At 62.4% G+C, this 22,688-nt stretch carries 20 protein-coding genes; 15 read left to right on the top strand and 5 right to left on the bottom strand.

What is annotated here, in order from left to right; translation table 11 throughout:
- The first annotated feature begins 42 nt into the window (after positions 1-42).
- The 12 genes from rpsK to FJ964_RS01730 all read left to right on the top strand — a co-directional run bounded on the left by rpsK (position 43) and on the right by FJ964_RS01730 (position 12,034).
- Positions 43-432, top strand: a complete 390-nt coding sequence (gene rpsK / locus FJ964_RS01785) for a 30S ribosomal protein S11 (protein ID WP_006205444.1) — start codon at positions 43-45, stop codon at positions 430-432.
- Between the two features lie 101 nt (positions 433-533).
- A complete protein-coding gene (locus FJ964_RS01780; RefSeq protein ID WP_023682599.1) occupies positions 534-1,544 on the top strand; it encodes a DNA-directed RNA polymerase subunit alpha in 1,011 nt (336 codons plus the stop codon).
- Between the two features lie 104 nt (positions 1,545-1,648).
- Positions 1,649-2,080, top strand: coding sequence for a 50S ribosomal protein L17 (gene rplQ / locus FJ964_RS01775; protein WP_140548653.1), 432 nt, complete (start codon positions 1,649-1,651; stop codon positions 2,078-2,080).
- Between the two features lie 176 nt (positions 2,081-2,256).
- Positions 2,257-3,747: a DegQ family serine endoprotease gene (locus FJ964_RS01770; RefSeq protein ID WP_140548651.1), complete on the top strand. Its 1,491-nt coding sequence runs from the start codon at positions 2,257-2,259 to the stop codon at positions 3,745-3,747.
- A 44-nt stretch (positions 3,748-3,791) separates the two neighbouring features.
- On the top strand, positions 3,792-5,099 hold the full coding sequence (locus tag FJ964_RS01765; protein WP_140548649.1) for a replication-associated recombination protein A: 1,308 nt from the start codon (positions 3,792-3,794) through the stop codon (positions 5,097-5,099).
- Between the two features lie 296 nt (positions 5,100-5,395).
- Entirely contained in the window at positions 5,396-5,779 is a 384-nt protein-coding gene (locus FJ964_RS01760; RefSeq protein WP_140548647.1) for a DUF930 domain-containing protein, read from the top strand.
- A 161-nt stretch (positions 5,780-5,940) separates the two neighbouring features.
- Positions 5,941-6,771 carry an aspartyl/asparaginyl beta-hydroxylase domain-containing protein gene (locus FJ964_RS01755; RefSeq protein WP_140548645.1) on the top strand — a complete coding sequence of 277 codons (831 nt, stop codon included), beginning with the start codon at positions 5,941-5,943 and terminating at the stop codon, positions 6,769-6,771.
- Between the two features lie 67 nt (positions 6,772-6,838).
- Positions 6,839-7,213, top strand: a complete 375-nt coding sequence (gene crcB, locus FJ964_RS01750) for a fluoride efflux transporter CrcB (RefSeq protein WP_140548643.1) — start codon at positions 6,839-6,841, stop codon at positions 7,211-7,213.
- A 60-nt stretch (positions 7,214-7,273) separates the two neighbouring features.
- On the top strand, positions 7,274-8,254 hold the full coding sequence (locus tag FJ964_RS01745) for an RluA family pseudouridine synthase (RefSeq protein WP_140548641.1): 981 nt from the start codon (positions 7,274-7,276) through the stop codon (positions 8,252-8,254).
- Between the two features lies 1 nt (position 8,255).
- The gene (locus FJ964_RS01740) at positions 8,256-9,179 is read left to right on the top strand and encodes a DMT family transporter (protein ID WP_140548639.1); all 924 of its coding nucleotides are present in this window, start codon (positions 8,256-8,258) and stop codon (positions 9,177-9,179) included.
- Between the two features lies 1 nt (position 9,180).
- Positions 9,181-9,972, top strand: coding sequence for an ATP12 family chaperone protein (locus FJ964_RS01735; RefSeq protein ID WP_140548637.1), 792 nt, complete (start codon positions 9,181-9,183; stop codon positions 9,970-9,972).
- Between the two features lie 172 nt (positions 9,973-10,144).
- Entirely contained in the window at positions 10,145-12,034 is a 1,890-nt protein-coding gene (locus FJ964_RS01730; protein ID WP_140548635.1) for an MFS transporter, read from the top strand.
- 76 nt (positions 12,035-12,110) lie between these two features.
- On the opposite strand, the gene FJ964_RS01725 is transcribed toward FJ964_RS01730, so the two are convergent.
- Complete coding sequence (locus FJ964_RS01725; protein WP_140548633.1) at positions 12,111-12,305, bottom strand: DUF2735 domain-containing protein; 195 nt, start codon at positions 12,303-12,305, stop codon at positions 12,111-12,113.
- Positions 12,306-12,622: 317 nt separating this feature from the next.
- Here FJ964_RS01725 and FJ964_RS01720 point away from each other — a divergent pair, with 317 nt between their 5' ends.
- Entirely contained in the window at positions 12,623-13,663 is a 1,041-nt protein-coding gene (locus FJ964_RS01720) for a glutamine synthetase beta-grasp domain-containing protein (protein ID WP_140548631.1), read from the top strand.
- Positions 13,664-14,477: 814 nt separating this feature from the next.
- Here the strand turns inward: FJ964_RS01720 and glnA are convergent.
- Both glnA and FJ964_RS01710 read right to left on the bottom strand, forming a co-directional pair.
- Complete coding sequence (gene glnA, locus FJ964_RS01715; protein ID WP_140515442.1) at positions 14,478-15,887, bottom strand: type I glutamate--ammonia ligase; 1,410 nt, start codon at positions 15,885-15,887, stop codon at positions 14,478-14,480.
- A 59-nt stretch (positions 15,888-15,946) separates the two neighbouring features.
- Positions 15,947-16,285 (bottom strand): P-II family nitrogen regulator, encoded by a 339-nt coding sequence (locus tag FJ964_RS01710; protein ID WP_006205430.1) that lies wholly within the window; start codon positions 16,283-16,285, stop codon positions 15,947-15,949.
- Positions 16,286-16,619: 334 nt separating this feature from the next.
- Here FJ964_RS01710 and FJ964_RS01705 point away from each other — a divergent pair, with 334 nt between their 5' ends.
- Positions 16,620-18,149: an NAD(P)H-hydrate dehydratase gene (locus FJ964_RS01705; protein WP_140548629.1), complete on the top strand. Its 1,530-nt coding sequence runs from the start codon at positions 16,620-16,622 to the stop codon at positions 18,147-18,149.
- A gap of 18 nt (positions 18,150-18,167) precedes the next feature.
- On the opposite strand, the gene FJ964_RS01700 is transcribed toward FJ964_RS01705, so the two are convergent.
- Entirely contained in the window at positions 18,168-19,700 is a 1,533-nt protein-coding gene (locus FJ964_RS01700; protein WP_140515440.1) for an acyl-CoA carboxylase subunit beta, read from the bottom strand.
- Between the two features lie 399 nt (positions 19,701-20,099).
- Between FJ964_RS01700 and FJ964_RS01695 the strand changes: the two genes are divergently transcribed.
- Complete coding sequence (locus tag FJ964_RS01695) at positions 20,100-21,515, top strand: DEAD/DEAH box helicase (protein ID WP_140548627.1); 1,416 nt, start codon at positions 20,100-20,102, stop codon at positions 21,513-21,515.
- Positions 21,516-21,621: 106 nt separating this feature from the next.
- Here FJ964_RS01695 and FJ964_RS01690 read toward each other — a convergent pair whose 3' ends face one another.
- Positions 21,622-22,596: an alpha/beta fold hydrolase gene (locus tag FJ964_RS01690; protein ID WP_140548625.1), complete on the bottom strand. Its 975-nt coding sequence runs from the start codon at positions 22,594-22,596 to the stop codon at positions 21,622-21,624.
- Positions 22,597-22,688: the final 92 nt, after the last annotated feature.

Here is a 22,688-nt window from a genome sequence, read left to right as displayed (position 1 = left end):
GCTGGCATTACGGCGGTGTAGAGATCAACTGAAAGGAATACCATGGCCAAGGAAGCCGCTCGTGTTCGCCGTCGCGAACGCAAGAACATCTCGTCGGGCGTTGCCCACGTCAATTCGACCTTCAACAACACCATGATCACCATCACCGATGCGCAGGGCAATTCGATCGCCTGGTCGTCGGCTGGTGCCCAGGGCTTCAAGGGTTCGCGCAAGTCGACCCCCTTCGCCGCCCAGATGGCTGCCGAGGATGTTGCCAAGAAGGCCCAGGAACATGGCATGCGCATGCTCGAGGTCGAGGTCTGCGGACCGGGCTCGGGCCGTGAATCGGCGCTGCGCGCCCTGCAGGCGGCCGGCTTCACCATCACCTCGATCCGTGATGTGACGCCGATCCCGCACAATGGCTGCCGCCCGCGCAAGAAGCGCCGCGTCTAAGGAATTACCGAACGCCGCGTGAACGCCAGAAGCGTTCCTCCGCGGTTTTCCAGGTCGCCCGCCACGATTGGATGGTGGCGGGTCAACGGAAGGAAAGCATCATGATCCAGAAAAATTGGCAGGAACTGATCAAGCCGAACAAGATCGAGTTCTCGTCGAAGAAGAAGACGCTGACCACGCTGGTGGCCGAGCCGCTCGAACGCGGCTTCGGCCTCACGCTCGGCAACGCGTTGCGTCGCGTGCTTCTGTCTTCGCTGCGCGGGGCGGCAGTCACGGCCGTACAGATCGACGGCGTTCTGCATGAATTCTCGTCCATCGCCGGCGTGCGCGAGGACGTGACCGACATCGTCCTCAACATCAAGGAAATCGCCATCCGCATGGAAGGCGACGGCCCCAAGCGCATGGTCGTGCGCAAGCAGGGCCCGGGTGCGGTTCTCGCCGGCGACATCCAGACGGTGGGCGACGTCGAGATCCTCAATCCCGACCACGTCATCTGCACGCTGGACGAAGGCGCTGAAATCCGTATGGAATTCACCGTCGACACCGGCAAGGGTTACGTGCCGGCCGACCGCAACCGCGCCGAGGATGCGCCGATCGGCCTGATCCCGGTCGACAGCCTCTATTCGCCGGTCAAGAAGGTCTCCTACAAGGTCGAGAACACCCGTGAGGGCCAGGTTCTCGACTACGACAAGCTGACCATGACCATTGAGACCGACGGTTCGATCTCGGGCGAGGACGCGGTGGCTTTCGCCGCCCGTATCCTGCAGGACCAGCTTGGCCTGTTCGTCAATTTCGACGAGCCGCAGAAGGAAGTCGCCACCGAAGCCGTCACCGAGCTCGCCTTCAACCCGGCGCTGCTCAAGAAGGTCGACGAACTCGAGCTTTCGGTGCGTTCGGCCAACTGCCTGAAGAACGACAACATCGTCTACATCGGCGATCTCATCCAGAAGACCGAAGCCGAGATGCTGCGCACCCCGAACTTCGGCCGCAAGTCGCTGAACGAGATCAAGGAAGTCCTGGCGGCGATGGGCCTGCACCTCGGCATGGAAGTGCCGGACTGGCCGCCGGAAAACATCGAAGACCTCGCCAAGCGTTACGAAGACCAATATTGAGCATGAATTCCAAGGATCGGCGGCGTGAGCCGCTCGATCCGACGGTCATGCGGAAAACCATCAGAGGCCGTGGCCTCTTGAACAACTGAAGAAGGAAAAGAGCCATGCGCCACGGTTTTAAAGGCCGTCGCTTCGCCCGCAGCGTAAGCCACCGCAAGTCAATGTTCGCCAACCTCGCCGTGTCGCTGCTCGAACACGAGCAGATCGTCACCACCTTGCCGAAGGCGAAGGACCTGCGTCCGATCGTCGAGAAGTTGGTGACGCTCGGCAAGCGCGGCGACCTGCACGCCCGCCGCCAGGTGATCGCGCAGATCGGCAATGAAGGCGTCGTCAAGCGCCTGTTCGACACCATCGCGCCGCGCTACGCCACCCGCAACGGCGGCTATCTGCGCATCATGAAGGCGGGCTTCCGCCACGGCGACAATGCCGCGATGGCGGTCATCGAGTTCGTCGACCGCGACACGGACGCCAAGGGTGCCGGCGACCGCGCTCGCCTCGAAGCCGAAGGCGCCAACGAGGAAGCCGCGGCCGCGTAAGGCTTCGTCTTTCCCAAGTGATTTAAAGGGGCCCGCGGGCCCCTTTTGCTTGTCTAAGTGTGTCAGGCGCGCTCGTACTGGGCTGCCGGCGTGAAAATATTCGGATTTCAGCGGCTTAGCCTTTTATTTTGCACATTCGTCGGGACAATGCCCCGAACTCGCTCGGAGGATTCGCAATGCGCGCTAAAAGACTGTCCCTGGTTCTGCTCTGCGCCTCCATGGTGTTCGCAACCATGCCGACAGTCCGGCAGGCTCTGGCCGAGGATGCCCCCAAGGCCGATCCGGGTCTCTCCGACGTACTGACCGACCTGCTGCACGGCGTCGAGGGTGAAAACGCCACCTCAGGTCCCGACAAGCGCGTGCCGTTCGGCCGTGAGGAAGTGCAGTTGTCGTTCGCGCCATTGGTCAAGCAGACGGCGCCGGCCGTGGTCAATGTCTATGCCTCGCAAACGGCCAAGGTCGTTTCGCCCTTCGAAGGCGATCCGTTCTTCGAAGAATTCTTCGGTCGCGCGCAGCCGCGCGCGCAGTCCTCGCTGGGCTCGGGCGTGCTTGTCGATCCGAGCGGCGTCATCGTCACCAATTTCCACGTCATCAAGGATGCCGACGAGGTGAAGGTCGCGACCGCCGATGGGCGCGAATTCACCAGCAAGGTGATGCTCAAGGACGAGACGCTCGATCTTGCCGTGCTCAAGATCGAATCCGACAAGCCATTCCCGGTCATCGCCATCGGCGATTCGGATGCGCTCGACGTCGGCGACCTGGTGTTGGCCATCGGCAATCCTTTCGGTGTCGGGCAGACCACCACCAGCGGCATCGTTTCCGCACTTGCCCGCAGCCATATAGGCGTTTCGGATTCGGGTTATTTCATCCAGACGGACGCTGCCATCAATCCCGGCAATTCCGGCGGCGCGCTGATTAACATGGGCGGCCAACTGGTCGGCATCAACACTGCCATCTTCAGTCGCAGCGGCGGCTCGATCGGCATCGGCTTTGCCATTCCCGCCAACATGGTGCGCGCTTTCGCCGATGCCGCCAAGGCCGGTCTCGATTTCTTCGAGCGGCCTTACATCGGGGCCGAGTTCGAAGCAGTGACGCCGCAAATCGCTGAATCGCTCGGCATGGAAAAGCCGGCCGGCGCGCTGGTCTCGTCCGTGGACCAGGCCGGACCGGCCGGCAAGGCCGGATTGAAGCCTGGCGATGTCGTCCTGCAGATCAACGGCAAGCCGGTCGAGAGCATCGAGGCACTGGACTATCGCATGGCGACGCTGTCGATCGGTACCAAGGCCAATTTCGCGGTGCTGACCAAAGGCCAGCAGGCGGCGATGGACATCGCGCTGGAACGCGCGCCCGAGGGTGCAAAACCCTCGGAGGTGACGCTGCATGGCCGCAGCCCGTTCTCGGGCGCCAAGGTTGCGGAATTGTCGCCGCGGCTGGCTCAGAAGCTCGGCCTGCGCACCGACATCAAGGGCGTCACGGTGGTCGACATCAATCGCGATTCGCCGGCCGCCGATTTCGGTTTCCAGCCGGGCGACATCGTGCGCGAGGTCAACGGCACGACAATCGATACGGCGGCGACGCTGGCGCAGGCTTCCCAGCAGGATACACGCTGGTGGCGCTTTACCGTCGAGCGCGGCGGGCAGATACTGCGCCAGGTGTTGCGTTACTGAGCCCGGTCGCTGAAGGGATCGCGCTCCAAACCCAAAAGAAGTGCATGGCCGATCTGTTCAGTGTCGATGAACCGGAAAAGGCGCCGCCAGGCCGGCCGCTGGCAGACAGGCTGCGCCCGAAAAACCTTGGCGAGGTCGTCGGCCAGGAGCATCTGACCGGCCCCGATGGCGCGCTGACCCGGCTGATTAATTCCGGTTCGCTCGGCTCCATGATTTTCTGGGGGCCGCCTGGTACCGGCAAGACCACGGTGGCGCGTCTGCTCGCGGGTGAAACCAGCCTTGCCTTCGAGCAGATTTCGGCGGTTTTCTCCGGCGTGGCCGACCTGAAGAAAGTGTTCGAGGCGGCCAAGCTGCGCCGCGCCAATGGCCGCCAGACCCTGCTGTTCGTCGACGAGATCCACCGCTTCAACCGCGCCCAGCAGGATGGTTTCCTGCCGGTCATGGAAGACGGCACCGTCGTGCTCGTCGGCGCCACCACCGAAAATCCGTCCTTCGAACTCAATGCAGCTCTGCTGTCGCGTGCGCGCGTGCTGGTCTTCCATTCGCTCGGCGAGGAAAGCATAGCAAAGCTTCTGGCCAGGGCCGAGGAGACGGAGGGCAGGGCGCTGCCGCTCGACGACGAGGCACGGGCGATGCTCATTCGCATGAGCGACGGCGATGGCCGGGCCTCGCTAACGCTGGCGGAAGAAGTGTGGCGCGCCGCCAAAGCAGGCGAGATGTTCGGCCCCGAAGGCTTGCAGCGCATTATCCAGCGCCGCGCGCCGATCTACGACAAGGGCCAGGACGGTCATTACAATTTGATCTCGGCGCTGCACAAATCCGTGCGCGGTTCCGATCCCGACGCCGCGCTCTACTATCTCGCGCGCATGTTCGACGCCGGCGAGGATCCGCTCTATCTCGGCCGCCGGCTGGTGCGCATGGCGATGGAGGACATCGGGCTGGCCGATCCGCAGGCACTGGTCGTCGCCAACGCGGCCAAGGACGCCTACGATTATCTGGGTTCGCCCGAGGGCGAACTCGCCTTCGCCGAGGCCACCGTCTATCTCGCCACCGCGCCCAAATCCAACGCCGTCTACACCGCCTTCAAAGCCGCCACGCGTGCCGCCAAGGAGCACGGCTCGCTGCTGCCGCCCAAGCACATACTCAACGCGCCGACCAAGTTGATGAAGGACGAAGATTACGGGGCCGGCTACCGCTACGATCATGACGAACCGGACGCGTTTTCCGGCCAGGACTATTTTCCTGAAAAGATGGGCCGCCAGACCTTCTACGACCCGCCCGAACGCGGCTTCGAGCGCGACATCAGGAAACGGCTCGACTACTGGGCAAAGCTGCGCAAAGAGCGGGAATAGCCGGCTTGCGGCGACCGATAGCGGTTGCGGTCCGAAACGAGGCCTCGCCTTGGGGCATCTCCACGTCGGTTCTTCTGCACGTGGTGTTGGCGGCCACGATTATATCGATACCAATGCCGAAAGCCCCGAGCGGGCCGGTGGAAGAGCGGGTGACGGTCGACATCCTGACCCCGCGACAGTTCGAGGCCTCGACAAGGCCGCTTCGGCAGCGTGAGCCAGAGGTGCCGGCCACGCAAGCGCCTGAACCGCCCCCGCCCGCTCCCGCCGCTGTTCAGCCTCGACCTTCGGCGCCAGCCATGATCCGCCCGACGCAGATGCTGTCGGCCAGGACGCTCGCCGACCCGCGCAGCCGGCAGGCACGCGCCGATCTCAAAACCTTCGCCTCAGATGAGCGCATGGCCCAACTGTGCAATCTCGAGGCCATGGATCAGATCCGCGAATGGCGCGCGGATTTCCAGCCGGACCGGGTGGTGCCTTACGCGACAGCACAGGAAAAGATCACCGGCACGACAATCGCCGCAAATGGTGCGGCTTTCCGCAGTCGCGGAAAATGGTATGGTCTGAAATTCAGATGCCAGCTGACTGGGGCCGGCGAAAGCGTCGTCGGCTTTGAATTCCTCGTTGGCGATCCCGTGCCCAGGGAAAAATGGGATGAGCTTGGCTTGCCGGCGGTGCATTGACCCCAATCCGGCAAGCTTGACAAGGCAGTCAGCCGGCCACGATGCGTGGCCGTTGTGTGGCAACCCAAAAGACCTTATCAAGGCGCACGGCCGGGCGGTGGTCGTTGTCGTGATTTTGGCACTATTCGTTCGCAACAGGATCGCGCTCGGCGCGTGGAAAAATGACAAAAAACCTTCGCAAAACCCTTCGCAAATTCGCCATTGCCATCCCCCTCCTTGCCCTTGGCTTCTATTTCATCCCGATCCTCACGACGATTTTCATCGTTTGTGGCCTGATCGACGTGCTGCGCAACGACCGCAAGAATCTGTCCTTGTTCAGCGGCTATTTCCTAGGCAATGGCATCTTCACCTGGCTGCTTTCGCCGTTCAACCTGCTGGTCGACCTCCTGTGCTACAGAAATCCGGGCGTGTGGAAGCTGGAGCAGTTCCCGGAGGATTATCAGCGCGAAGTCAACGAGGTCTTGGATGTCTTCAAGGCGCGCAAGGCCGAAATCATCGCCGACATCGACGCCAATTTCGGCGCCGGCCGGCGCGGCATGTATGTCTACCAATGGTATGGCAAGCACAGGATCGACAATGTCGCCGAATTCAACAAGGATTTCAAATACATCAAGACCATAGCCGTCTCCGTCTTCAGCAAGCGTGAATCGACTTCCTGGCACTTCGGACCGCTGCGGCTCAGCCTGCGCATCCTCTACAACCTCATTCCGGTGAAGTCAGAGATCTTCGTCGAGTGCGGCAACGTCAAGAACTACTGGCACGACAATCCGCTGTTCATTTTCGACGACACGCTGCTGCACCGCTCGGTCAACGAGTATGACGGCCGCCGCTACTGCGTATTCATGGACATTATCAGGCCGTCCCCGGTCCCCAGGCTTATCGCCGGTCTTCTCGCCATCGTCTCGGTGAGCGTCGAGCGAATCAATTCGATGTTCTACAAGAATTGGAAGATGATCGGCTCGACCAAGCCGAAAAAGGCCGAAACCACCTGAGCTGGCAAGTTTTCAAACGTAGCCGGCGCGCCGGATAGGTATGAACAGTCAGGGACAGTAGACGGCGATGTTCAATCTGCTTCTCGTGATGGCCGGCGGCGGGATTGGCGCCGGCATTCGCCATCTGGCCAATATGGGCTCGCTGCGCCTTGTCGGCCCCAACTATCCCTGGGGCACGATGGCGATCAACATCGTCGGTTCGTTCGCAATGGGCCTGTTCATCGCCACCCTGGCGCGCCGCGGCGGGTCTAACGAAGTCAGGCTGTTTGTCGCCACCGGCATCTTAGGCGGCTTCACGACCTTTTCCGCCTTTTCGCTCGATTTCGCGACCTTGTGGGAGCGGGGAGCCACCTTGCCGGCGTTTGGATATGCGCTGGCCAGCGTGATTGGCGCCATCATTGCACTGTTTTTGGGTCTTTGGCTCGCAAGAAGCCTGCCTTAATGCTATTGCCGCGCCGAGAGCAGGCCCGGGCCTGCCAGGAAACGGATAAGCGAAAACAATATGGCAGGCGTTGAACAGATCACGGTGGAGGCTGGCGAGGCGGGCATGCGGCTCGATCGCTGGTTCAAGACCCATTTCCCGGGCCTTGGCTTTGGTCATCTCCAGAAACTGCTGCGTTCCGGTCAGATCCGCGTCGACGGCGGCCGCGCCAAGGCCGACACCCGAGTCGAGCCTGGCCAGACGGTGCGCGTTCCACCGCTGGAGGTGGACAAGAAGGGCGAAAGCCCGCTGACCGGCCACTCGATCCGCAACCAGGGCGACGCCGACGTCCTGGCAAAAATGCTGATCCATGAGGATCCGAAGGTCTTCGTGTTCAACAAGCCGGCTGGTCTTGCCGTGCAGGGCGGCTCGGGCGTCACCCGTAACGTCGACGACATGTTGGAAGCCTGGCGCAACCAGAAGGGCGAGAAGCCGCGGCTGGTGCACCGGCTCGATCGCGACACGTCTGGCGTGCTGGTCGTCGCCCGCACCCGGCTAGCGGCGATGAAACTCTCCGAGGCGTTTCGCGCCCGCGAAACCAAGAAGACCTATTGGGCCCTGGTCAAGGGCGTGCCGCCCAAGCGCGAGGACAAGATCTCGACCTGGCTGATCAAGGAGCCGACCGAGGACGGCGACCGTGTTCGGGTCGCCGCGCATGGAGAAAAAGGCGCCGACCACGCCGTGTCCTACTATCGTATCATCGAGCAGGCGGCGCAGACCATGACGTGGCTGGAGATGGAGCCTTATACGGGCCGCACCCACCAGCTTCGCGTCCATGCCGCCTATATCGGCTGCCCGATCATCGGCGACCCGAAATATTTCGAGGCCGACACCAACTGGGATTTCCCCGGCGGCATCCAGAACCGCCTGCATCTGCATGCGCGCCGCATCATCATTCCCCATCCCGACATGGGCGTCATCGACGTCACCGCGCCTATGCCGCCGCATATGCGCCAGAGCTGGAACCTGATCGGTTTCGACGACGCCAGCGCGGAGGATTGACATGAGCGGCGCTGCCGATGCGCTCGACCGTCGCGATGCGGTCGACATGGCGGCCGCCGCCATAATGGTCGGCCTGACGTTCTCCTGGGGCCTGAATTACGTCGCCGCCAAGATCTCCTATGCTGGCTATGATCCGGTTTTCCTGTCGATCGCACGCTCGGTTATTGGCGGGTTCTGCGTCTTCCTCTGGTGCCGCTGGCGCGGCGTTGCGCTTTTCAAGAGAGACGGGACATTGCTCGCGGGCGTTGCAGTGGGCGTGCTCTTCGGCATCGAGTTCCTCTGCCTCTATGTCGGGCTGGAGCACACCACGGTCGCCCGCAACACGCTGCTGGTCAACACCATGCCGTTTTGGATGCTGCTGGGCGGCCATTTCCTGCTCGGCGAGCCGATCAGCCTGCGCAAATCCCTTGGCCTTCTGCTTGCCTTTGCCGGCCTCGCAGCGGTCTTTTCCGACAAGCTCGGCGGCAGCGGGGACATGCTGTTCGGCGATCTGCTGAGCCTTGGCTCCGGGTTCGTCTGGGCCTTGACCAATATCCTCATCAAGCGCTCGAAGCTGGTTGAGACGAGCGCCGAAAAGCTGCTGCTCTATCAACTCTCCGGCGCTGCGATCGTCGGCGTCCTGGTGTTGCCTCTGGCTGGCCCCTCCGTGCGCGATCCCGCGTTGTTGCCGACGTTAGCCCTGCTTTTCCAGGCGCTCTATATCGTCGCCTTCACCTATGTTTTGTGGTTCTGGCTGCTGCGGCGTTATCCCGCCTCGAGCCTGTCGAGTTTCACGTTCCTGTCGCCGGTCTTCGGCGTGCTGTGCGGCGCCCTGTTCTTGAACGAGCCGCTGACCATACGCATTTTTCTGGCACTTGGTCTCATTGCCGCCGGTCTGGTGATCGTCAACAGGCCGCCGCGCCAGCAGACGGCCGAAGGAGGCTGACATGCGCGATATCCTCAGCGATCTCGAAGCGGGGAAACTGCTCTCCGACCCCGATCCGGTGCGCCGCGCCCAAATCCAGATGAAGAAGCCGCTGCCGAGGCGTTTTTACAAGACCGTTTCGGTCGCGCCCGCCGATGCCGGCTTTGCCGTCCATCTCGACGGCAAGCCGGTGCGTACGCCGGGCAAGGCGCTGCTGACGCTGCCGACCGAGAAGGCGGCATCGCTAGTCGCCGATGAATTCGCCGCCCAGGGCGAGACCATCGATCCGCTATCGATGCCGGTGATGCGTCTCGTCAACACCGCGCTCGACGGCGTCGCCAGCGATCCGCAGGCGGTGCTGGAGGACATACTGCGCTTTGCCTCGTCGGATCTGCTCTGTTATCGCGCCGACGCACCACAAGGCTTGGTCGAGCGGCAGAACGAACTGTGGGATCCTGTCCTCGATTGGGCGCAGGCAGCACTTGGCGCTCGCTTCAACCTTGCCGAGGGCATCATCCACGTCGAGCAACCGCGCGAAACCATCGCTGTGCTGGGTGTGCATCTTGCCCAGCGCGCCGAGCCGCTGCGCCTGGCAGCGATCCACGTCATGACCTCGCTGACCGGTTCGGCGCTGCTGGCGTTGGCCGTGGAGTTCGGCGAACTCGGCGGTGAGGCGGCCTGGACCGCCGGCCATGTCGACGAGGATTGGCAGATCCAGCATTGGGGACAGGATGCGGAAGCTGTCGCGCGCCGCTCCGCCCGCAAGCGCGACATGATGGCTGCCGTCGGTCTCATCGAGGCGCTCGAAGGCTGACCGGCCAACGCACCGCACCTAATACCAAAGTCATAATCCCAAAGTCATCTGCCGTTGGCAGGCGCTTTCTGTCATTTTTCCCGTGATTGCTGCCGCGAGTCTGCGTTCGGAGGAGAATGCGAACGCAAGGGCGCTGCATCGAGCACAAGGGTCTCACGGGAGGAGCATCTCAATGGCTATCGCATCGACCGCCAGCGGAAAGAGCCGCGGCATGACGCGAGAGGAGAAGAAAGTCATCTTCGCTTCTTCGCTCGGCACCGTTTTCGAATGGTACGATTTTTATCTCTACGGGTCGCTCGCGGCCTTTATCGGGTCGACCTTTTTCAGCCCGACCATTCCGGAAGCGACGCGCAATATTTTCGCGCTGCTGGCTTTCGCCGCCGGCTTCCTCGTCCGTCCGTTCGGCGCTTTGCTGTTCGGCCGCATCGGCGACCTTGTCGGCCGCAAATATACCTTCCTCGTCACCATGACGATCATGGGCCTGTCGACCTTCCTGGTGGGCTTGCTGCCTGGCTATGCGAGCCTCGGCATCGCGGCTCCGGTGATCCTGATCATCCTGCGCATGCTCCAGGGCTTGGCACTGGGCGGCGAATATGGCGGTGCGGCCACCTATGTCGCCGAGCATGCGCCGGACGACCGGCGCGGCTACTATACGTCGTGGATCCAGACGACCGCCACACTCGGCCTGTTCCTGTCGCTGATCGTCATCCTGATCGTCCAGGGCTCGATGAGCAAGGAAACCTATGCCGCCTGGGGCTGGCGCGTTCCTTTCATCGTGTCGTTCCTGTTGCTCGGCATTTCCATCTGGATCCGGCTGTCGCTTTCCGAATCGCCCACCTTCCAGCGCATGAAGGAAGAGGGCAAGGGTTCCAAGGCACCGCTCTCGGAAGCCTTCGGCCAGTGGAAGAACGCCAAGATCGCGCTGCTGGCACTGCTCGGCCTTACGGCCGGCCAGGCCGTGGTCTGGTATAACGGCCAGTTCTACGCCCTGTTCTTCCTCCAGAACGTTTTGAAGCTGGACGCCCAGTCGGTCAACATCATGATCGCCATCGCGCTTGCGCTGGGCTCCATCTTCTTCGTCGTGTTCGGCTGGCTATCCGACAAGATCGGTCGCAAGCCGATCATCATGGCCGGGCTCGCACTGGCGATCGTCTGCACCTTCCCGCTGTTCAAGGCATTGACCTGGGCCGCCAATCCGGCCCTTGCCGAGGCACAGCAGAGCACCCGCGCGACGGTGACCGCGGCACCCGGCGACTGCAGGTTCCAGTTCAATCCGGTGGGTACCGCGAAGTTCACGACGTCTTGCGACATCGCGACCTCGTTCCTGACCAAGAACTCGGTGCCCTATGACGTCGTCTCCACGGCGGCACCGGGTACGGCTGCTTCGGTCAAGATCGGCAATGAGACGGTGGCATCCTACGATGCTGTCGCCGCGGGCGACCAGGCCAAGGCCAAGGAGGCCGCCTTCGTCAAGGCCGTCAACATGTCGCTGCAGGACGGCGGATATCCGCTGAAGCGTGCTGCGATCAAGATACCGGACCAGAAGCTCGACGCGTTTGTCGCTGCCAATCCCGAACTGAAGCTCGACGCCGCCGCCATCCGCGCCGGCGAGAAGGCGACGGTTCCTACCGATCAGGCGATCAAGGACAAGCTTTTGACCGCCGACGAGGCTGCCGGTGCGCCTGAGGTCACCGTCTACAACATACCCGGCGGCGGTGCCTTCGCCATGTTCGCCGACCCTGCGGCCGTGAACTGGCCGATGACGATCGCTATCCTGTTCGTCCTCGTCCTGTTCGTGACCATGGTCTACGGTCCGATCGCGGCCATCCTGGTCGAGATGTTCCCGACCCGCATCCGCTACACCGGCATGTCGCTGCCCTACCATATCGGCAATGGCTGGTTCGGCGGGTTGCTGCCGGCGACCGTGTTCGCGCTCAGTGCCTACAGGGGCGATATCTATTATGGCCTCTGGTATCCCGTGATAATCGCGGCGATGTCGCTCGTCATCGGCATGATCTTCATCAAGGACACGCTGGGCACGAACCTGGACACCAAGCAGTAACAGATCGAATTGGCATGCATAAGAAACCCGGCGCGAGCGATCGCGCCGGGTTTTCATATCGAGGCTGAAGATGCGTTCAGCTCTTCGGCTGCTGGTTTTCTTCCTCGACAGCGGCCTCGTGATACCAGCCATCGAAATCGGCATGCGTGTTACGCAGTGAGGCAAGCTCTGCCGCGAACTTGGCCTTCGCGCCTAAATTTGAGGCAGATACGCGGCCTGCAAGCGGGAACATCAGGATCTTTGCCGAAGGACGGACTAGGGTGGCTTCCATTGGCGGTCTCCTTTCATTTCAGGAGCGTGTCGATTCAGCTTTCCCACAAGATAGGCCTTGCGATTCTTTTAGGCAATATGCCTACGAAAAGAACAGCAAATGCCTAATATTTATGCGAAATCCGCATTTGACCGATATGAGCCCAGTGATGAGGCGGCCTAGCAAAATTCGACGCGATATCACTGCATTTTGCCGCACCTGCCGAAGTCGGAGTGGCACACGAATTGCATTTCAGGGATCGGCAGCGCCGGCTGCCGACGGCTGATGCATGTCGACGCCGTTTGGTATTCGGTGAACAAGCAACGAGAGGCTCTATAATGACCAAATACAAGCTCGAGTATATCTGGCTCGACGGATACACCCCGGCCCCCAATCTTCGCGGCAAGACCCAGATCAAGGATTATGCCGAGTTCCCGACGCTCGACCAGTTGCCGCTGTGGGGCTTCGATGGCTCGTCCACCCAGCAGGCCGAGGGCCGCAGCTCCGATTGCGTCTTGAAGCCGGTCGCACTTTATCCCGATCCGGCCCGCACCAACGGCGTTCTCGTCATGTGCGAAGTCATGATGCCCGATGGCGTCACGCCGCACGTGTCCAACAGCCGCGCGACCATTCTCGACGACGAGGATGCCTGGTTCGGCTTCGAGCAGGAGTACTTCTTCTACAAGGACGGCCGTCCGCTCGGTTTCCCCGAGAGCGGTTATCCCGCCCCGCAGGGCCCGTACTACACCGGCGTCGGCTATTCGAACGTCGGCAGCATCGCCCGCCAGATCGTCGAAGAGCATCTCGACCTCTGCCTCGCCGCCGGCATCAACCATGAAGGCATCAACGCCGAAGTGGCCAAAGGCCAGTGGGAATTCCAGATTTTCGGCAAGGGCTCCAAGAAGGCCGCCGATCAGATGTGGATGGCCCGCTACCTGCTTCAGCGCCTCACCGAAAAGTACGGCATCGATATCGAGTTCCACTGCAAGCCGCTCGGCGACACCGACTGGAACGGCTCGGGCATGCATTGCAACTTCTCGACCAAATATATGCGCGAGGTCGGCGGCAAGGCCTATTTCGAGGCCCTGATGGCGCAGTTCGAAAAGAACCTGATGGACCATATCGCCGTGTACGGCCCGGACAACGACAAGCGTCTGACCGGCAAGCACGAGACGGCGCCCTGGAACAAGTTCAGCTACGGCATCGCCGACCGCGGCGCCTCGATCCGCGTGCCGCATTCCTTCGTCAAGAATGACTACAAGGGTTATCTGGAAGACCGCCGCCCGAACTCGCAGGGCGACCCCTACCAGATCGCTTCCCAGGTCCTGAAGACGATCTCGCAGGTTTCGACTGGCGCATGGGTTTCGGCCGCTGCTTGATATTTCACGTCGGGCCTCAAGATCCCCGACAACCATGACGCGAGCCCCGGCGAGAATTGCCGGGGCTTTTTCGTATGACGACGGCGGGCACTATTGCATGCCGCTGGTTCCGTTCGCCGATCCTCGCCGTCCTGGCTCCTGGGCCTGGCAAAGCAAATTCCCCCAAAAAAAGTCAGGTTGAAAAGGGCGGTTCAAACCCATCCCGACAAGGCGGCTTTGGGCTGACGAAAGCATGCCTTGGCGCTGGGCCGCAGGCTTCGAAATCCTCGAAAAAGCCCGGAAATCCGGCCATTCCGACAAGAATGCCTGTCGAGCGATCCTTTCATAAGCCCCTGTTCATGCACCAAAATCGACCCTCTCGACGCCCGGCAGGCGACATTGACAGGCTGCGGCGCAACATGCGTATTCGCAGGCATTGGGGGATACGCCAAGCGGTGCTGTTCGAACGGGGCGGGGTTTCTTGAACGACAGCATTGGCGGGGGCGCCGGACGAGCGGGCATTGCAGCCTGAGGCAGTGTGCCGCTCGCTCCTGGCTTATCTCTTCCCTTGCAAAAAGCGCGTGCCGGCTCGCCTGGCAGCCCAGCTAGGCTGGCTCAAGCCGACCAGTGCCTCAGCGCAATCGACACGTGTGGCGTGACCGCTAGATCGGGCAGCATCCGATCGAACGCGTCGGCGTCCGCGGATTTGGGCTGAATGGAAGCCTCGATATGTGCAAACAAAAGGGCCGGAAGAGGTTCATCTTCCGGCCCCGCATTTGCAGGCTGAATTGAAGCCGCTGGATCCGGGTTGCGCCGGGTCCAGGGAGATCAAAAATCAGACCGAATAATACATGTCGTATTCGACGGGATGCGGTGTCATTTCGAAGCGCATCACCTCGGCCATCTTCAACTCGATGTAGCTGTCGATCTGGTCGTCGTCGAAGACGCCGCCGGCCTTCAGGAAGCCGCGGTCCTTGTCGAGGCTCTGGAGCGCTTCACGCAGCGAGCCGCAGACGGTCGGGATCTTCTTCAACTCCTTCGGCGGCAAATCGTAGAGATCCTTGTCCATCGGCTGGCCGGGATGGATCTTGTTCTTGATGCCGTCGAGGCCGGCCATCAGCATGGCGGCAAACGCGAGATAGGGGTTCGCGCCCGGATCGGGGAAGCGGACCTCGACCCGCTTCGACTTTGGCGACGAGCCGAACGGGATACGGCAGGAGGCCGAGCGGTTGCGCGCCGAATACGCGAGCAGCACCGGCGCCTCGTAGCCCGGCACCAGGCGCTTGTAGGAGTTGGTCAGCGGGTTGGTGAAGGCGTTGATGGCCTTGGCGTGCTTGATGATGCCGCCGATATAGAACAGGCAGCTTTCCGACAGGCCGGCATACTCGTTGCCGGCGAAGGTTGGCTTGCCGCCTTTCCAGATCGACTGGTGGACATGCATGCCCGAGCCGTTGTCGCCGAAGATCGGCTTCGGCATGAAGGTGGCGGTCTTGCCATAGGCATTGGCGACTTGATGCACGACATATTTGTAGATCAGCATCTTGTCGGCGTTGCGGACCAGCGTGTCGAATTTGATGCCGAGTTCGTGCTGGGCCGCGGCCACCTCGTGGTGATGCTTCTCGACCCGCACGCCCATCTCGGCGAGCACGGTCAGCATCTCGGAACGCATGTCTTGCGCCGAATCGATCGGCGGCACCGGGAAATAACCACCTTTGATGCGCGGACGGTGGCCGAGATTGCCGGTTTCGTAGTCGGTGTCGTCATTGGACGGCAGTTCGGTGGAATCGAGCCTGAAGCCGGTGTTGTAGGGATCGGCTTTGTACTTGACGTCGTCGAAGACGAAGAACTCGGCTTCCGGGCCGACATAGATGGTGTCGCCGATGCCTTCCGACTTCATGTAGGCCTCCGCCTTCTTGGCAGTGCCGCGCGGGTCGCGGTTGTAGGATTCGCCCGAAACCGGATCGAGGATGTCGCACAGGATGACCATGGTCGACTGCGCGAAAAACGGATCCATGTGGACCGTTTCAGGATCGGGCATCAGCACCATGTCGGACTCGTTGATCGCCTTCCAGCCGGCGATCGAAGATCCATCGAACATCACGCCATCGGCGAACATGTCTTCCTCGACCTCGATGACATCCATCGTCACGTGCTGCAGCTTGCCTTTCGGGTCGGTGAAGCGCAGGTCAACGAATTTCACATCGTTGTCCTTGATCTGCTTCATGATGTCTTTGGCTGTCGTCATGTCGTGTATCCCTGTGTGACGTTTTTTTGATAATGACGTTTCGGAAGGTGGACGAGGTGTCAGACGGCATCCATGCCGGTTTCGCCGGTGCGGATGCGCACGACTTCCTCGATGTTCGAGACGAAGATCTTGCCGTCGCCGATGCGCCCGGTCTGGGCCGCCTTGCGGATGGCTTCGATGGCGCCTTCGACGGCATCGTCGCCGAGCACGACCTCGATCTTCACCTTGGGCAGGAAGTCGACGACATATTCAGCGCCGCGATAGAGCTCGGTGTGGCCCTTCTGGCGTCCAAAACCCTTGGCCTCGGTCACGGTGATGCCTTGCAGCCCGGCCTCCTGAAGCGCTTCCTTCACTTCGTCCAGCTTGAATGGCTTGATGATCGCTTCGATCTTTTTCATGTAAAAAGTGGCCTCCACTGCCAAAAAAACGGGTTGTGAGCCCCCGCTTGCGCCTCCATCAAGCACGAATTGTGCCAATTGGCGGGATTTCAAGCGGTGTCATTCGATTCCAGAACCATGCCGCACCAAGATGCAAATTCGCATCGTTCACCGCATCCAGCGCGCGACGGATGGCTGCAACCTACGCGGCGTCGGTGTTTATGTCTGCCCGATATTTAGGCCTATTGCTTACTCGGTGGGCATTGCTCAGCTTGGCTGGGACCGCGCCAACTCCTCTGCGTTTGCGTCGAGCCGAAAACTGGACAATGCTTGATCGAATGCGGATCGGCAATCCATGAGCAACGAACTTCTTACTCCCGGGGAGATGAGCGAGGCGGATCGGTTGACGATTGCCGCCGGCGCAATCGACGGCATCGGCCTGATGCGCCGTGCAGGCGAAGCCGTCGCGGCCGAAATTTTCAGGCGCTATCCGGCGGCGAAGCGGGTCCATGTGCTTTGCGGTCCCGGCAACAATGGCGGCGATGGCTATGTCGCGGCACGCAGCCTGGCAGCCGCTGGTGTCGACACGATGGTCTGGGCGTCGGGCACGCCGAAGCCGGGCAGCGATGCCGCGCTCGCCGCCGGTGAATGTCCGGTGAAGCCTCGATCGCTGGCGAATTTCGCGGCCGAGGCCGGCGCTGTCGTCGTCGACGCCCTTTACGGCGCAGGGCTGTCCAAACCGCTATCGGGTGATGCGGTGAGAACGGTTGGCATTGCGGCAAGCCTGGCCTTGCCGGTCGTCGCGGTCGATCTGCCATCAGGCGTTTCCGGGGACAGCGGCCAAGTGCTCGGCCATGCTTTTCGGGCTGAGGTCACCGTCACCTTCGCGCGCAAAAAACCTGGCCATCTTTTGCTGCCCGGGCGCGAGATGTGCGGGGAGATCGTGCTCGCCGACATCGGCATCACCGATGGTCTCATTGCGCGGATTCGGCCCCAGGCCTTCGAGAACTCGCCGGCGCTTTGGCTCAGCGCCTTTCCGATTCCAGGCGTCGATACGCACAAATACAAGCGCGGCCACGTCGGTGTCTTTTCCGGCGGCCCGAGCGCCACCGGCGCGGCGCGGCTTGCGGCGCTTGCCGCGGCGCGAAGCGGGGCAGGGGCGGTCACTGTCCTGTCCCCGGCGAACGCCATGCAGGTCAATGCCGCGCATCTGACCTCGATCATGCTGCGCAAGGCCAATGACAGCGCCGACATCGAGGCCTTCATCGGCGAACGCCGGCCCTCCGCCTTTGTGCTGGGGCCTGGCTTCGGTGTCGGTGAAAGAGCGCAGAATTTTGCGCTCACGCTGCTCGCCGCTGGCCAGCACCGGAACATTTCCGCGCGGGTCGATGGCCTGGTGTTCGACGCCGACGCGATCACCTCGTTTCGCGAGGCGCCGGACGTCCTGTTCGAAGCCGCGCGCCAGACGGGCGCACTGCCGCTGGTGATGACGCCGCATGAGGGGGAATTTGCCAGGCTGTTTGCTGACATTGCGGGTGGCGCCGTTTCGTCCAAGCTGAGCAGGGCCCGTATGGCCGCCACCCGTGCCAACGCCGTGGTCGTCTACAAGGGCGCGGACACCGTAATCGCTGCTCCCGATGGCAGGGCTGCGATAAACTCCAATGGCGCGCCATGGTTGGCAACCGCCGGTTCGGGCGACGTGCTCTCAGGGCTCGTGGCCGGCTTCCTGGCGCAAGGCATGCCGGCCTTCGAGGCGGCATGCGCGGCGGCGTGGATCCATGCCGAGGCCGGCAGCCGGTTCGGGCCGGGCCTGATCGCTGAGGACTTGCCGCTGGCGCTGGTGCCTGTGCTGCGTGAACTGGTGGCGGCTCGCGGCGCGCGCTGACCGGCCGCGACATTCAGCTCACAGCGGAATGTTGTCGTGCTTTTTCCAGGGGTTCTGCATGTCTTTGTTGCGCAGCATCCGCAGCGCGCGGGCAATGCGGCGGCGGGTCGAATGCGGCATGATCACCTCGTCGACATAGCCGCGCTCGGCGGCGACGAAGGGCGACAGGAAACGGTCTTCGTAAGCCTTTGTATGGGCTGCGATCTTTTCGGCGTCGCCGATGTCCTTGCGATAGATGATCTCGACCGCGCCCCTGGCGCCCATCACGGCGATCTGCGCCGTCGGCCAGGCATAGTTCATGTCGCCGCGCAGGTGTTTCGAAGCCATCACGTCATAGGCGCCGCCATAGGCTTTTCTGGTGATGACGGTGATCTTCGGCACGGTCGCTTCGGCATAGGCGAAGAGCAGTTTGGCGCCGTGCTTGATCAGCCCGCCATATTCCTGCGCCGTGCCCGGCAGGAAGCCCGGAACGTCGACGAAGGTGACGATTGGAATCGAAAAGCAGTCGCAGAAGCGCACGAAGCGCGCCGCCTTGCGGCTGGCGTCGGAATCGAGCACGCCGGCCAGCACCATGGGCTGGTTGGCGACGAAGCCGACCGTGCGGCCTTCGATGCGTCCGAAGCCGGTGACGATGTTCTTGGCGAAGCTTTGCTGGATCTCGAAGAAATCGCCCTCATCGGCGACTTTCAGGATCAGCTCCTTGATATCGTAAGGCTTGTTGGCGTTGTCGGGTATCAGACGGTCGAGCGACAGATCGTGATCGGTGACCGACTGGTAGCATTCGATCTCGGGGATCTCCGATGTGTTCGAAGCCGGCAGCAGGTCGACCAGCCGGCGCATTTGCAGCAGCGCCTCGACGTCATTGTCATAGGCGCCGTCGGCGATCGAGGATTTCGTCGTGTGGACGGAAGCGCCGCCGAGGCTCTCGGCGGTCACCGTCTCGTTGGTTACGGTCTTCACCACGTCCGGCCCGGTGACGAACATGTAGGAGGTATCGCGCACCATGAAGATGAAGTCGGTCATGGCCGGCGAATAGACGTCGCCCCCGGCGCAAGGTCCCATGATCACGGAAATCTGCGGAATGACGCCCGACGCCAGCACATTGCGCTGAAAGATCTCGGCATAGCCGCCGAGGGCGGCCACGCCCTCCTGGATGCGGGCGCCGCCGGCATCGTAGAGGCCGATGATCGGCGCGCGGTTGCGCAGCGCCATCTCCTGCACCTTGATGACTTTCTCGGCATGCGCTTCCGACAGCGAGCCGCCGAACACGGTGAAATCCTTGGCGAAGAGATAGACCGGACGGCCGTTGACGGTTCCCCAGCCGGTGACGACGCCATCGCCGGCGATCTTGGTCTTTTCCATGCCGAAGTCGGTCGAACGGTGCTCGACATACATGTCGAACTCCTCGAACGAGCCCTCGTCGAGAAACACCTCGATGCGTTCGCGGGCGGTCAGCTTGCCCTTCTTGTGCTGGGCATCGATTCGGGCCTGACCCCCGCCCATGCGGGCGATCTCGCGACGACGCTCGAGTTCCTTCAGCACGTCCTTCATTCTCGATCTCCTGCGCGGGCTGCTTTGTGGTAATGATGCCCGCAGGCGAGCGCAAGCGTCGCTTTTTCGAGGCGTTTTGTTGCGCTGCAACATGATGCCCTTGCATTTCAGAGCGAACTCAGCCATATGCACGGCATAGGCGCTTGGGCCGGACTGATCCGGCCTTCTCCTCGAATGAGACTGGTTGCGTCTGTTTTCCCTCTTTCCTGCTGATCGGCCCCGATTGGTTAGCAAGGTGGCGAAAAAGCCCCGTGGCATGATGCCTGCGGGCACGACAGCGCAGCCGCGCGGACGGACACGTCCGCCGCCTTGTCGTTCCATAACAATTGTCCGACGGCAGGTTGCGCGCCCTGCCGCCATTGATGTTTGCGGCCAGAGGCCGTGTGAAAGAAGAATATTTTGACCAACGAAAACACTTTGCCCGGCAACGACACTGGAGAACTCTCCGGTTTCGCGGCGCTGGGAATTACGGGTGCGCTGCTCAAGGCCACCCATGCCGCCGGCTTCGCCGATCCGAAACCGATCCAGGTCCAGGCTATCCCGCCGCAGATGGAAGGCCGTGACATTTTCGGCATCGCCCAGACCGGCTCCGGCAAGACAGCGGCTTTCGCTCTGCCGATCCTCTCCAAGATCATCGCGCTCGGCACCAAACGGCGTGCCAAGACGACCCGCGCGCTGATCCTGGCGCCGACTCGTGAGCTCGCCGTGCAGATCGAAGACACCATCAAGATCCTCGCCAAGGGCGCGCATGTCTCGACGGCGCTCGTGCTGGGCGGCGTCTCGCGCTTCAGCCAGGTGAAGAAGATTGCTCCCGGCGTCGATGTACTGATCGCCACGCCCGGCCGGTTGACCGACCTGGTGCGTGAGGGCGACCTCATCCTCTCCGACACCAAATGGCTGGTGCTCGACGAGGGCGACCGCATGCTCGACATGGGCTTCATCAACGACGTCAAGCGCATCGCTAAGGCGACCGCGCCCGATCGCCAGACGGCGCTGTTTTCGGCGACGATGCCGAACGAGATCGCCGAGCTTGCCAAGGGTCTGTTGAAGAGCCCGGTTCGCGTCGAAGTCGCGCCACAGAGCACGACGGCGGCCGAGATCGTGCAGAGCGTCGTCCTTGCCCGCACCAAGCAGAAGCGCCAGGTGCTGTCGACGATGCTCGCCGACGAGGCGATGAAGTCCGTCATCATCTTTTCGCGCACAAAGCACGGCGCCGACCGGGTGACCAAGGACCTCGAGCGCGACGGCTTCAAGGCCGCCGTCATCCACGGCAACAAGTCGCAGAATGCACGCCAGAAGGCGCTCAATGATTTCCGCGACGGCGCGGTGCGCATTCTGGTGGCCACCGACATCGCCGCGCGCGGCATCGACGTGCCCGGCATCAGCCATGTCGTGAATTTCGACCTGCCTGATGAGGCGGAGAGCTATGTCCACCGCATCGGCCGCACCGGCCGCAACGGCCGGGACGGCATTGCGATTACGCTCTGCGATCCGTCCGAGAACAGCAAGCTGCGCCAGGTCGAGCGCATCATCCGCGCCAAGCTGCCTGTTGTCGCCGACCATCTCGGCAGTCCCGATCCGCAGCGCAACCCGGCTGAGAAGAACGAGCGCTTCGAGCCTGCCAATGACCGTAACGAGCGCAATGGTCGTCGCGACGGCAGGCGGCCGGGCGGCCAGAACAACGGCTCCGGCAAGAAGCGCTTCGGTGACAAGCCGGCCTTCGCCGGCGACCGTAAACCGGAAGGCGCCAAGCCCTTCAAGGGCAACAACAAACGCCGCTTCGGCGGCAAGCGTCCTGCGGCGCGGGCTGCGTAGACAGGCCGCTTCGTATTGGCCGGGCATTGCGTGCCCGGCTGGCCACCAGCGACATAAGGGCGACCGCGGTGAGGCTGCGGTCGCCCTTTCCGTATGGAAGCTCGGGCTACTTCGCGACCGCCTCGATCCAGACGGCAATTCTTTGTGCAAGGAAGGTCGTGGTCGATGGCGACAGGGCGTCGCCGGCGATGACGTGGTTGTCGGGATCGCCGGTGTCGTCGACCGGAACCAGTTCGTGCGGCGCGCCCCAACGCCCGGCGATTTCACGCGTGCGGTCAGGCCGCACCACGCTGTCCGAATCCGAAAAGATGAAGAGGGCAGGGACCTTCGCTTTCTCCACCGGCGCGCCATAGGCAAGTTCCGTCAGCGCCTGCATCGGCAGCGTCGCGGCAAGGGGATATCTGGTGGTCCAGAACTTTTCGTGCAGCGCGTTGCGCGGCATGAAACTGCGCTCTTTACCAGCGACGAGTTCGGCGATTTGTTTGCCCCATCGCGTGGTCAGGATCTCGGCGCCGGACGCCTTGACGCCGAAGTTCGGCGAGATGAACGCGATCGCCGCCACGCCGTCCGAAGCGCCCGGCTGTGTTGCCGCCCAGGCCGCCAGCGAGCCGCCGGTCGAGGTGGAGATGACGATCACCTTGTCGCCGATGGCCCGGCCGATCGCGAGCGCCTCCTCATAGTCGTTGATCCAGGCATTGACGCTGCCTTGCGTCATGGCTGCGCCATCCTGCCCGTGGCCGGTGAGGCGGGTGAAGAACAGATTGGCGTCGAGCTGTTCGGCAACCTCGTCGGGCAGCGGACGGAGCTCGCCTTTCGACGCCGAAAAGCCGTGGATATAGACGATGGACAGCCGTGTCCTGGCATGCACCATCGGATTGGCCCAGATGATCTCCTTCTCCAGCCCGTCGCGGATTCCGGATATGGCCGCTTCCTCCTTGGCCACATAGGCCTGCGGATCGTCGCCGATGGCGGAAGGATCGAAGCGGATCGTGGTGTCGACGGGAACACGCGGGCCAAGCACGAAGGCCAGTGCGAGGATGGCGATTAACCCCAGCACAGCAAGCACGACTCGTCGCCCCATCGCAGACTCCAAACGCAACAACAACAAACCCACCGGGGTGGCCGGGAGCAGGCAACGACCGGCCCGGCGATGATGCCGCCGATCCGGCGGCT

Source organism: Mesorhizobium sp. B2-3-2 (assembly GCF_006442295.1).
Taxonomy (GTDB): domain Bacteria; phylum Pseudomonadota; class Alphaproteobacteria; order Rhizobiales; family Rhizobiaceae; genus Mesorhizobium.
The sequence above is the reverse complement of the archived record's forward strand: the minus strand, read 5'-3'. Positions and strand labels throughout refer to the sequence as shown.